This window comes from Okeania sp. SIO2C9, assembly GCF_010672455.1.
GTDB lineage: Bacteria > Cyanobacteriota > Cyanobacteriia > Cyanobacteriales > Microcoleaceae > Okeania.
In genome coordinates, this window is the sequence record NZ_JAAHGO010000001.1 from 113,595 (window position 1) to 125,935 (window position 12,341).

Consider the following 12,341-nt stretch of genomic DNA (forward strand, 5'->3'; position numbering starts at 1 on the left):
ATAAAAGCATCTATCTTGCTCTGTATCAATATAAAAATAATTCAAATATTTGGGAATTTGAGGATGATGCAAATTGGCAATAACTTTAGCTTCCCTCTCAAAAAGTTCTAATATTTTCCAGTCTTTTACTTGTTGTAAAGAAACAGCTTTAATTGCTACTCGTCGATAATTTGTCAGGTCTTCTGCTTCATAAGTAATTCCCATTCCTCCTTTTCCCAAAGCAGCAACAATACGATATCGTTGAGCAATAATATCATTAGGTTGGTGTAAAGTCATTTCAGTTAACAGTTATCAGTTATTAGTATCTCCTGGAATAGGGAGACTTGATACCAGAAATTTTCGGTCATATTCACTATTTTATAGAAAAGTCTTTATTCTATTTTACCTCAGACTAATTCACGTTAATCTAAAAAGAGAATTTTCTAGTTCAAAACTGGTATTGAAGCTATTCATTCTGACTGCTGACTCCTGACTCCTAAAAATATCCTAGCTATTTGTAGCAAAAATTTATCAAATTGGTATAAGGTGGCAGAGAATTATCATTTCCCTTATGGGTTTAATACCCCACCGTCAATGGGGGCGATCAAAATTGTTTGGGGGACGTAGACGCGGAGCGGCCCTTCGTTGACTATCCATAAGCAATTTTCCCTCCTGACTCCTGACTCCTGACTCCTGACTCCTTCTTCAATAAATTTATTAATCATGCAAATTCAGATTCAAACATTTACCGTCCATAAAAGATTTCCTTTAACTATTAGTCGAGGAACTACTGCCGAAAGTAACAACATTTTGGTAAAAATACAACAAGAAGGTATCGAAGGTTGGGGAGAAGCTTCACCTTTTTCTGCAGGGGAAAAACCACAAACTACAAAAATTTTACAGCAAACTTTAGAGCAAGTGACCCCCAGTCTAGAAAAGTTTACTCCACTTGACCGACAACAAATAGAGCAAATTTTGATAGAGTCAGAAATTCCATCCGCCGCCAGAACAGCTATTGATATGGCGTTGCATGACTGGGTAGGTAAAAAAGTAGGGTTGCCTTTATGGCGACTTTGGGGGTTAGAACGCGATCGCATTGTTCCCATCTCAGTTACTATTGGTATCAGCACCCCCGAAGCTGCCAAACAGAGAGTGCGGAACTGGCTAGAATTTATTGATGCGCGGGTATTGAAAGTAAAATTAGGTAGTCCAGAAGGTATTCAAGCAGACCAGGCAATGTTGATGGCAGTCAAAGAAGAAGCGCCCGCAGATGCTTTGTTATATGTAGATGCTAATGGAGGTTGGAGTCTGGAGGATGCAGTCAAAATGTGTGACTGGTTGGCTACAGTTGGGGTTATTTATGTAGAACAACCATTAGCTGCTATTTCAGCGATCGCCGATCTACCTCATCTTTATAGTCGATCGCCTTTACCTATTTTTGTGGATGAAAGTTGTTTTACTGCTAAGGATATTCCCGTTTTGGCAGAAATGGTGCATGGCATCAATATTAAGTTGATGAAGTCTGGGGGGTTAACTGAAGCAATGCGGATGGTTTATTTAGCTAAAGCTTGTGGGTTGAAAGTAATGTTTGGTTGTTATTCTGATAGTTGTTTGGCAAATACAGCAGCAGCACAACTTGCTCCCCTCGCTGATTATTTGGACTTGGATAGTCATCTCAATTTGATTGACGATCCGTTTATTGGTGCGGTGATGGAAAAAGGGCGGTTGTTGCCGAATGGTTTACCTGGGTTGGGAGTTTGTCTGAATAGTGGAACCTACATTCCGCACGTCAAAATGTAGTATAGAATCAGGAGTCAGGAGACAGCTATACTGGAGACATAATTTTAGAATGGCGCCCCTACATATGGCGTTTTTAAGGTTAATTTGCGTAAGTCCTGATGATTTGAAATGCTATGCTTGATTACCATCTCCTCTACTACCCTACTCCCTACTACAAAGATATATAGCAAACTTTTTGAGATTTGCTATTACGAGAGACAGCAGTGGGAGCATCTTGCTCCTGTGCTTTGTTACCAACATAGCTCCATTATTCGCTTCTTCCTTCTTCCTTCTTCATTCTTCCTTCTTCAGTCAATTTAACTGCACCTCTTTTTTAACATCTATTAATACTTTATTGTCTCGAATCAAACTATACTGACTCTTCCATTTACCTAGAGCAAGTGGACGCTGAGAATTATTGCGTTTACCGACATATCCCACCCATGTCTTTTTAGCAGATTTAATTTCTGTTTTATTGTCTATAACCTGCTCGCCATTAGGAGCAAATAATTGATAATGCTCTATATCTCCAGACAAGACACCGTATATTTGTACCCAAAATATTAATGCTGCAATATCTCCAGGTAAAACTGTGTCATAAAATTTGCCTTTCCATAAATCATCCATAGTAGGTGCTTCCCCAGCAAACCCAGTCCGAATAATACCAGTTGGTTTATAACTCAATGGTTGTTGCCAAATTGAGTTACGAGCAGTATTACAACCACTCTCAGCATTAACTCCCACAAATGGATCTACGATTTTTCCCTGATATCGAAAGCTCAAATGTACATGAGGAAAGGAAGCTAAACCAGACTCTCCCACCATTCCCAGTTCAGTACCTGCTTCCACAACTGTTCCTGGTTTAACGACAACACTACCATTGCGGAGATGGCAAGACTGAGTTTCCCAACCATTACCATGATCTATTACGACTCCATTACCGCATTCAATGCCATCAACTGCTTCTTTATCTGCCTGATTTTTTACGCGTTTGTCAGGTATTCCATCTCGCACTCTTAAAACTTTGCCTGGAGCTACTGCTTCTACAGGTACACCTCTGGTCATTGTTTTTTCATCCGGTATAGCAAAGTCTGTTCCTTTATGACCATCGTAAGTTTGCCTACCGCAACCAAAATCTACTGCTTTTGGACTAGGATCGCGATCGCTGTACAATAAAATAAAACAGTCTTTGTCTAAGTTACATTTTACGGGTAGGCCAAACTTGGAGTTTGGTACTTGAGCAATAGAATTGTCAATAATAGAATTTTCAAAGAGTGGAGTATTGGCATTAGCATTGTAGCTAGCTAATATTATGACTAATATTGTGAGGAAGGTGTAAAAATATTTTTTCAGTTTCATAAGTTTTTTATCCTCTAAAATTCATCATCAGCTTAACAATAGACAACTCTAGAAAAGAGGGAATAGGAGGAAAGAATTAATCAGGACTTACGCAAATTGACTGTCAAACCACCATCTGTAGGGGCGTTTGCGGAGCATTCCGTTAGGAAATGGCATTCGCCCTCTCTATGATATAGAGTCTCTACGTAAGTCCTGTTAATAATTCCCTTCTGCCTCCTGTCCTCTAGCTTTCCTGAGAAATTATCAATTATTTATCCCTGTTGCCTGTTGCCTGTTGCCTCTCTCCTAACTAACATCAAAAACATGATAACCCCATCCAGGTAAATCCAAATATAAACCTCGTGAAACCAAATTATCTCCCAAGCGATCGTGACTAATATCACTCATTAAATCTTGTAGTCGATACGTTTCACCCCTGAGACTCTCAAATGGCAACTGAACATAACATTGCCCTCGATAAGAAGCATAATTAACAGTTATCAACAACAGTCGCTCATCTTTTCCTTCCCAACTGAAAGCAATAAAATTATTCGATGTAGAATTTCCTTCCCATGCAGCAACACATTCAAGTAATTGCCAATTTCCCTCATGGAAAATATCCAGAGCTAAAGAATCTAATAATTGATGGTAAAATCTATCTATGTGTGGAACAGTAGCTTCTTGAGGAGCATAACATAAGTGCATCGAAATTTTTTTAGACCAACCTTGTAACTGACCTTGATGGAAAAAATGTAAACCAGGGGTAAAATAAGTCAAAATGGCAGCAGCTTCATGAACTCTTAGTGGAAAATCTGTATTCGCCCTTGGTTCATCGTGATTTTCCATAAACCGTGCTAATTTTTTTTGAAATTCAAGGCCAGCATAAAGATGCTCTCTGACTGGAACTGCCTGCTGTTGATGGAGGCGATCGTATAAGCGTTTGTCATAAGTGAAATTAAATCCTAACTGTTGCAACTCCCATTCCAAATTCCAATATACTTCTGCCATAAAGATAAAATCTGGATATTGCTGTTTAACTTGGGAAATTGCATCAGACCAAAACGGTTGTATTGGAATACCCCAAGTCTGCTCAAAAATATCTGGCAATATTAGCATTGCCATGTCGCAGCGAACACCATCGCACAAATGAACAATATTGAATAACTCTGCTAACATCTCCTCCTGTAATTTGGGGTTGCCGTAGTTCAGTTGCAAAGTATCAGACCAACCTGGAAAATAGGGGTCTCTTCCATGAGCAAATATTTGGCTACCTGCTGGCAATTCTATTCGTATATAGTTGTGGGGTTCTCGTTCAAGATCGGCCTGGGTTCCCTGAACATAAAAGTCAGGATGTGTTTGTATCCAAGGATGGTCGGGGGCGGTATGGTTGGGGACAAAATCAAGCATGAGTTTTAGTCCCTTTTGATGGAGGCGATCGCGCAGTCGTAACATAGCTGCATTGTCACCTAGATTTTCATGGACGTAATAACCAGTTACTGCAAAACAAGACCCACAAATATAATCTTCTTGGAAATCATCACCAAAAAGTTCTATAGCTTCCTTTCGCACATCAGGATTTGCACGAGAGATATCTCGCGCCATTATTCCTGTTTGCCAAACTCCTAAGAAGTACACCCAGTCAAATCCCAAGTTTACTATTTGGTCCAATTCTGCATCGGGAATATCATCTAAGGTGGCGCGACGACCCAACTCTTGGGACAATCTGTTGAGCCAAACACGGGTGTTTATTTGATATAGGGAAGGATTAATCATATAGAAGCTATTTGAGAGTTTTAAACTATTTATAACATCTTGAAAGCAAAGCTGAAAATAACTAAAGTCCTATAGAACAAATCTCTCATATAAAATCCGGTTAAACAGTCGTCATTGCGACGATAGGAAGCAATCTCCGCGCACCCTTGAGATTGCTTTCCTTACGGAATGCTACGCAAACCTTCCACTCCGTTCCAGTCGCAATGACTTGGAGATAGTAATTATCCGGATTTTATATCACTGGCAAAGCGATCGCTTGTTTCTGATCTTCTTTACGGATAAGGTTATTGATGCTGCATCTAACATCAAGTTGGTATTGTTTTAGTACAACGCTCCCAAATCAAATGTCCGGTCAACCGTTTGTCACTCCCCTTAAAGGAAGGTGTAGTTAATAATAAATAATTTTCTCTAAATTCAAAGAAACGTTTTTGGTTTGTACCAACCCAATTAGGAAATAAAGAGGCTTTAACATGGTGAATTACTTTTTTATCCTTAATTTCATAGCTACCACAATAGGAGATATATGTTTCCATAGCATTAGCTTTCTCTTGTGTACTTCCTCCCAAAAAATCTGCAGAGGAAAACTTGGGACGCCTTGCAGCCATAATTACCGCTGACATATATCCATCTTCTGCATACATTAGATATCCGATCGTATCTTGACCGTATGGGTAGGTTACTTCACCATTTACATCTTTGAGTTCAAAAGATACCAGTCGCCAAGTTCCAACAAATCGGTTTTGTACCATTTTATATCATGTCCGGTTGAATAGTTAAATTTTGGAGGAGGGAAGGCAGAAGGCAGAACGCAGAATGGAGGAGGGGAAGAAAAGTTGGTTGTGCGTCAAGAAAGTGTGGTAAGGGTGGGAAGTGTGGGGAGGGTGGGGAGACAGAGGAAGTAGGAGAAATAATTCTACCTGTATATTTTCCTAACTTTTTGGTCGCTCAAGCTGAAATATTTGCACTTTTTTGGCGGCCAAAATGCTAAAATTTTTATATATCAGTGCTTTTAGATTAGATTTGCCAGCCATACTTACTTATCCCACACTTTACTGATGCACAAGCGAAAAGTTCAAAGGGTAATGGTTTTTTTACTGATTATCCGGACATGATTTTAGTTCCTGATTTTGTTTTGCAACAGAACTATTTCCTACTACTGGCGTGACACGCCTAAAACTGTGTAATAGATTTTTGTTTCTAGGTCTCTTGATATCCCACACTCCCGACACTTCCCACACTTCCCACACCCCTCATCTAATCAACCATTTAAGGTGTGTCACGCCACTACCTAACTCCCATACTCCCTAAGCACGAAAATCATAGTCTAATTCAGCAGCGCCACTTATTTATAATATTTATTTTCTTGGTCTTCTTTCATCCAACTTCCGATATACATCTCGCAATTCAACATTATGTTGGGCTAGAGCAACTAAAGTATGGTAAAATAAATCTGCTACTTCCGAAGCGATCGCCTCTTTCTCATCATCCTTACACGCCATTACTACTTCTGCTGACTCTTCCCCAATTTTCTTGAGAATCTTATTATCTCCCCCAGCAAATAATTTACAAGTATAAGAACCTTCCTGGGGATGGTCGCGACGATCGCAAATCACATCAAAAAGCTGAGATAACATATCCGCACGTGGCTTGACAACCTCCCCATCTACCAGATGAAAACAACTCCTTTCTCCCTTATGGCAGGCAATATCTCCTACCTGTTCCACTCCCACTAACAAAGTATCGCTATCGCAGTCGTAGCGCATCCACTTAATATTCTGAAAGTGACCAGAAGTTGCACCTTTATGCCAAAACTGCTGACGAGAACGACTCCAAAACCAAGTTTGCCCTGTTTCTAGAGTTTTTTGCAATGCTCCCTGATTCATCCAGGCCATCATTAACACTGTACCATCTAAATAATCTTGAACAATAGCAGGCACAAGTCCTTGTTCATTGTAACGAACCTGCTCCACTGGAATTGATTGACTTAAAGCTACTGGTTCGGAGGTAGACATAATTTGCAAAAAAAATCTATTTGTGTACTCCTAGTTTAGGATATCTTCCCTAGTCTTTTCTAAATGTTTAATCTTAAATTAAATTTTATTATTTTGTTATCATAAAACATAGAAATTGTCAAAAAATAGCTTCATAATTCTCCAAAATTAACCTTAAATATGCACTAACTGCAATTATAGAATTAGGCAAATATTAAATATTAGGATTAGGTTTATTTTAATTTGGTGATAACATAAAATCTCCTATATGGATTTACATAAAAACGAATTAAGGAGATGAAAATTGGTAGTAACTACACTGAATACCACTAAATCTGAAGAAATTTTTGCAGCAGCCCAAAAACTCATGCCTGGGGGAGTAAGTTCTCCGGTCAGAGCATTTAAGTCTGTTGGTGGCCAACCAATTGTATTTGATCGAGTCAAAGGAGCATATATTTGGGATGTTGATGGCAATCAATATATTGACTATGTTGGTACTTGGGGACCAGCTATCTGTGGTCATGCTCACCCAGATGTATTAAATTCTCTCAAAGAAGTTTTGGAAAAAGGCACCAGCTTTGGCGCACCCTGTGCTTTAGAAAATATCTTGGCTGAAATGGTTATTGATGCTGTACCTAGCATTGAAATGGTCCGCTTTGTCAATTCTGGTACAGAAGCTTGTATGGCCGTACTGCGTTTAATGAGAGCTTTTACAGGTAGAGACAAAGTCATAAAATTTGAAGGTTGTTATCATGGCCACGCGGATATGTTCCTCGTTAAAGCTGGTTCTGGTGTGGCAACTCTGGGTCTGCCAGACTCTCCTGGAGTCCCTAAGTCTGTTACTAGCAATACCCTAACTGCTCCCTACAACGACTTAGAAGCAGTTAAGCAACTTTTTGCCGACAACCCTGACCAAATTTCTGGTGTTATCCTCGAACCAGTAGTTGGTAACTCTGGATTTATTATTCCAGATGCAGGTTTCTTAGAAGGGTTACGGATGATTACTCAAGACAATGATGCTTTACTGGTGTTTGACGAAGTTATGACTGGCTTTCGTATTGCATACGGTGGCGCTCAGGAAAAATTTCAGGTTACTCCAGACCTAACAACTTTAGGCAAAATTATTGGTGGTGGTTTGCCTGTAGGAGCTTATGGTGGTCGCGAGGATATTATGTCAATGGTAGCCCCAGCAGGCCCAATGTATCAAGCGGGAACTCTATCTGGTAATCCTCTAGCTATGACTGCTGGTATTAAGACTCTTGAGTTATTAAAGGAACCAGGTACTTATGAACAGTTGGATAAAATTACTAAAAGACTTGCTGATGGCTTGTTAGAGCTTGGTAAAGAAACTGGTAATCCTATTTGTGGTGGGCATATTAGTGCAATGTTTGGTATCTTTTTCAATAAAGGACCAGTTCACGATTATGATGATGCCAAAAAGTCTGATTTGAGCAAGTTTAGCAAGTTCCATCGTGGAATGTTGGAGCGAGGAATTTATTTAGCTCCTTCTCAGTTTGAGGCAGGTTTTACTTCTTTAGCTCACACAGAGGAAGATATTGACAAAACTTTGGCTGCAGCAAAAGAAGTTATGTCTAGTCTTTGACATACTCCCGACGCTGCACGATTGCGACAACGGGTGATTCTTAAACTCGCAAAGGAGTTGCAGTTTATACAGAGGTGATGTCCTCCTCCTGTATCTATAAGTATACCATGTTCTGGCTCTCATCCCGGCGCTGAATCAAATATTACAGCGCGGGACTTCCCGCCAGGAAAGTTAAATTTGTTATGTACGATTTTTATTCTGACTTTTAAACTTCTTCTTAATTGAACAAATGCTTCATAGAATTTGGCAATGGCTCAAAAATTTATGGGCAAAACTTTTAGGGTTGTTTTCTCACTCTCATCTAGATTTATCTGAGGACACTCAACCAACTTCTGAATCTTTGCCCCCACTGACAGATACAGATTACGATTTTTTGTTTGCTCAACTATTGGAGGGTGTTGCCCAGGGTTGGCAGTCTGAGCGCGTGCAGAAATTTTTTGATGAATTAGGAGAAAGGGGCAAACCTGAACTTTGGCAGGAATGGTTGCAACGGTTTGGAGAAAGGTTATTAGTCTCCCCTAAACCTAATGATGAGTTAGCTCAGAGAATGGTAGGGTTTGCTGAATTGACTCGACCGCTACCCTCTCTACAATCTTTGGGAGCAATGGGTAACAACATTGGTACTCAACTTTTAAGTAGGGATGATAGTGGGGCGATCTGGGAATATGATGGACCTGATGTTGGTGTTTCTCCACCTCTACAAACATTTGTGAGTGAAGAAAAAGATGATGATGCCATGTCAGAATTAGTAGTTAAACTTCAGGAAAATCCTAATTTATTAGCAACAGTTGCCCAGCAGTTAGGGGTACAAACGAGTGACCCTAGAGTAGTTATTCAGGCAATGGTTAGTCAGCTTGGGGTAGGAGTGGAAAATCAAGCACAGTCTGCTGAGAGTAATGCTGAAATATGGGCGAAGTTGGGTTTAGAGCAAGCTAAAGCAGGAGATTTAGTTGGAGCAGTTGATAGTTGGGAAAATGCTCTAGCTCTCAAGTCAGATTACCATCAAGTTTGGTACAATCTAGGGAAAGCTTTAGTACAACTAGAAAGGTGGTCAGAAGCGATCGCTAGCCATGACAAAGCAATAGAAATTAAGTCTGATGATTATTTGGCTTGGAATAACCGCGCTGAAGCACTGGGAAAGTTAGGAAGGTGGCAAGAGGCGATCGCTAGTTGTGACAAGGCTCTAGAAATTAAGGTAGATTATTATTTGGCTTGGTATAATAAAGCTAGTTTTCTAGTTAACTTAGGAAGTTTAACAGAAGCTATTGGTTGTTATAATAAGGCTTTAGAAATTAAACCTAATTTTGACAATGGTTGGTATGAGCGGGGAAATGTTTTGAGAGATTTAGGTTTAATGGAAGAAGCTAATAAAAGTTGGGAGCGCGCTAGGGAAATCAAGTCTAATTGACTACTTTAGAAGCTAAATTCATCAATATTCTGAGCTAATAGACATCTGGTAAAAATCAAAAATCAAATCAATTATCGTACAGAAATTATCAATTATTTCCCCCTCCATACCTATTCCCTATTCCCTCTTTTCTGGAGATGTCTAATAGACATCTGGCAAAAAAATCTATAGGCTTTTGGCGAATAGTAGGCAACAGGCAACAAGGGAAGAGATTTTTAGGAAAAAGGTACGAAAAATGATTTAGGGAAGTTAATTTTACAACTCTAGCTTATCTTAAACAAAGGGCAAGTTTATTTTATAGAGATATCTAATAGTCTTAAATAGGATAAATCTTTATTTTTTTATTTCTTTTAAAATAGTTAGGGAAAAGATAACTAGATAGAAATATGACTATGACACAACTGCCAGGTCCAAAAGCTCCAGTTTTGATTCAACTCCTCCAGTGGGTAGCCAAACCCTTGACATTTATGGAAAAATGTGCTTCAGAATATGGAGACACATTTCAAATAAAATTGAATTATCCAATGGTATTTATCAGTCATCCGAAGGCCATTGAAGAGATTCTTAAGACTAATCCCAAACAGTTTGATTCTGGTGTAGGAAATCAGTTTTTGCAGCCACTATTGGGAGATAAATCCCTAGCTTTGCTTGATGCTACTCTCCACCAACGTCAACGTCAACTATTAATGCCACCCTTTCATGGGGAACGAATGCAAGCTTATGGTGAGTTAATTTGCGCTATCGCTGAAAAAGTAGCTAGTAAGTGGGTAGTAGGGCAGCCATTTTCTATGAGAGAATCAACTCAAGAGATATCTTTAAAGGTGATATTACAGGCGGTCTTCGGTTTAGAGGAAGGACAGAGGTATGATAAATTAGAGCAACTTTTGACTTTAGCTCTAGAATCACTAGCTTCTCCCTCGAAAGCAAGTATGCTATTTTTCAAGTTTCTCCAAGTTGATTTGGGTAAATGGAGTCCGTGGGGTAAATTTCTCAGACAACGGCAAGAAGTTGATGAGTTGCTATATGCAGAAATTGCCGAACGTCGTCAACAACTAGACTCTGAGCGCTCTGACATCCTTACAATGTTGCTATTAGCTAGGGATGAAGCAGGGGAACCTATGAGCGATCGTGAATTGCGGGATGAGTTAATGACACTACTATTTGCCGGACATGAAACTACTGCCACAGCATTAGCATGGGCGTTTTACTGGATTCACCGCCAACCAGAAATTTATAACAAGCTATTGTCAGAATTGGAAGACCTTGGAGATAACCCAGACCCAATGGCAGTTATCAAGCTGCCCTATCTGAATGCAGTTTGCTCTGAAACTCTGCGCATCTACCCAGTAGCAATAATTGCATTTGCGCGAATAGCTAAATCACCAATTACAATTATGGGTCAAACATATTTAGAGGGTACTGCTCTAGCTCCTTGTATTTATTTAACTCATCACCGGGAAGATTTGTATCCCGAACCAGAAAAATTTAAACCAGAACGATTTTTGGAAAGGCAATATTCTGCTTATGAATTTTTGCCTTTTGGCGGTAGTAGTCGTCGTTGTATTGGAGCAGCATTTGCTATGTTTGAAATGAAACTGGTATTAGCAACTATTCTCAAACGTTATAGTTTGGCCTTGGCGGAGAAAAAAACAGTCAAACCAGTGCGTCGCGGTGTAACTTTAGCTCCTGCTGGTGGAGTAAAAATGGTAATGACTGGGAAGCGTATGTCACAAACACAACAATCTCCCTCGGTTGCTACTGTATAGAGTGTGGGGAGTGAGGGAGTAGGGGAGTAGGGATAGGGAGTATTTTTTGGTGGTGGTGCATTCTAATGGTGGTGCATTGTCATTATTTTTGTGACAAAAACAGTGGGAGCATCTTGCTCCCGTACCAGACATCTCTTGTTCTTGTATACCATTAAGGCTACAGGACTAGGCATTTTTCTACCTTTTGCCCCTATTCTCATTCCTCAATTTCCTGACTTATGATATCAAATCCGGTAGCATCGGTGTTATTCAATATTAAAGATAAGAGTCTATATTGTAGGGGCGCAATTGCGAAGCCCATGCCATCAGGCTATATGGCTATTCGCCCTTACCCATTGTATAACCATCGAAGGAATTATATTACTCCGAAGCCAACGGATTTGATATGAAACGCCCCTACAATAGAGTTGTCGCTAAATAGAGGGAAAAAATCGCTCCAACCTAGACAGAGCAATAATTCTCAGTATTTTTAATTCCTAATATCTAGAATCTTTACCGAATTATTAATTATTAATTATTAATAATTAAATAATTCGCGCCTTGAAGCCTCCCTTGGATAGGGGAAAAAGCGGTCGAGGGATGGCGAGGTCTCCTCGCCATATCCAATCGACCAAGAGAAAAGAAATAATATCTCCTGATATTCAATCAAGAGCGGTTTTAACCAGAGGTAATTATCAATTATCCATTATCCATTATCAATTAAT

Annotated in this window: 11 protein-coding genes and 1 pseudogene; 4 read left to right on the forward strand and 8 right to left on the reverse strand. The window is 39.6% G+C overall.

Annotated elements, in window-relative coordinates:
• Positions 1 to 276: pseudogene (locus tag F6K23_RS00450) on the reverse strand (serine/threonine protein kinase); the annotation flags it as partial.
• A 272-nt stretch (positions 277 to 548) separates the two neighbouring features.
• Complete coding sequence (locus F6K23_RS00455) at positions 549 to 704, reverse strand: hypothetical protein (protein ID WP_161564342.1); 156 nt, start codon at positions 702 to 704, stop codon at positions 549 to 551.
• On the opposite strand from F6K23_RS00455, the gene F6K23_RS00460 reads away from it, so the two are divergent.
• Positions 703 to 1,779 (forward strand): dipeptide epimerase, encoded by a 1,077-nt coding sequence (locus tag F6K23_RS00460; RefSeq protein ID WP_293149470.1) that lies wholly within the window; start codon positions 703 to 705, stop codon positions 1,777 to 1,779. The two genes, F6K23_RS00455 and F6K23_RS00460, sit on opposite strands and share 2 nt — an antisense overlap.
• A 291-nt stretch (positions 1,780 to 2,070) precedes the next feature.
• On the opposite strand, the gene F6K23_RS00465 is transcribed toward F6K23_RS00460, so the two are convergent.
• The 5 genes from F6K23_RS00465 to hisIE form a co-directional block, all read right to left on the reverse strand.
• Positions 2,071 to 3,117 (reverse strand): M23 family metallopeptidase, encoded by a 1,047-nt coding sequence (locus tag F6K23_RS00465; RefSeq protein WP_293149472.1) that lies wholly within the window; start codon positions 3,115 to 3,117, stop codon positions 2,071 to 2,073.
• 285 nt (positions 3,118 to 3,402) lie between these two features.
• Positions 3,403 to 4,869: an alpha-amylase family glycosyl hydrolase gene (locus F6K23_RS00470; protein ID WP_293149474.1), complete on the reverse strand. Its 1,467-nt coding sequence runs from the start codon at positions 4,867 to 4,869 to the stop codon at positions 3,403 to 3,405.
• Positions 4,870 to 5,174: 305 nt separating this feature from the next.
• On the reverse strand, positions 5,175 to 5,618 hold the full coding sequence (locus tag F6K23_RS00475) for a lipocalin-like domain-containing protein (protein ID WP_293149476.1): 444 nt from the start codon (positions 5,616 to 5,618) through the stop codon (positions 5,175 to 5,177).
• Positions 5,619 to 5,960: 342 nt separating this feature from the next.
• Positions 5,961 to 6,116 carry a hypothetical protein gene (locus F6K23_RS00480; protein ID WP_293149478.1) on the reverse strand — a complete coding sequence of 52 codons (156 nt, stop codon included), beginning with the start codon at positions 6,114 to 6,116 and terminating at the stop codon, positions 5,961 to 5,963.
• A 108-nt stretch (positions 6,117 to 6,224) separates the two neighbouring features.
• Positions 6,225 to 6,881, reverse strand: a complete 657-nt coding sequence (gene hisIE / locus F6K23_RS00485) for a bifunctional phosphoribosyl-AMP cyclohydrolase/phosphoribosyl-ATP diphosphatase HisIE (RefSeq protein ID WP_293149480.1) — start codon at positions 6,879 to 6,881, stop codon at positions 6,225 to 6,227.
• Between the two features lie 283 nt (positions 6,882 to 7,164).
• Between hisIE and hemL the strand changes: the two genes are divergently transcribed.
• From hemL to F6K23_RS00500, 3 genes are all read left to right on the forward strand, one after another.
• The gene (gene hemL, locus F6K23_RS00490) at positions 7,165 to 8,463 is read left to right on the forward strand and encodes a glutamate-1-semialdehyde 2,1-aminomutase (RefSeq protein WP_293149482.1); all 1,299 of its coding nucleotides are present in this window, start codon (positions 7,165 to 7,167) and stop codon (positions 8,461 to 8,463) included.
• 229 nt (positions 8,464 to 8,692) lie between these two features.
• Positions 8,693 to 9,871 (forward strand): tetratricopeptide repeat protein, encoded by a 1,179-nt coding sequence (locus F6K23_RS00495; RefSeq protein ID WP_293149484.1) that lies wholly within the window; start codon positions 8,693 to 8,695, stop codon positions 9,869 to 9,871.
• A 392-nt stretch (positions 9,872 to 10,263) separates the two neighbouring features.
• A complete protein-coding gene (locus tag F6K23_RS00500; RefSeq protein ID WP_293149486.1) occupies positions 10,264 to 11,637 on the forward strand; it encodes a cytochrome P450 in 1,374 nt (457 codons plus the stop codon).
• A 62-nt stretch (positions 11,638 to 11,699) separates the two neighbouring features.
• Here F6K23_RS00500 and F6K23_RS00505 read toward each other — a convergent pair whose 3' ends face one another.
• Positions 11,700 to 11,837, reverse strand: a complete 138-nt coding sequence (locus F6K23_RS00505) for a hypothetical protein (RefSeq protein ID WP_293149488.1) — start codon at positions 11,835 to 11,837, stop codon at positions 11,700 to 11,702.
• Positions 11,838 to 12,341 lie beyond the last annotated feature (504 nt).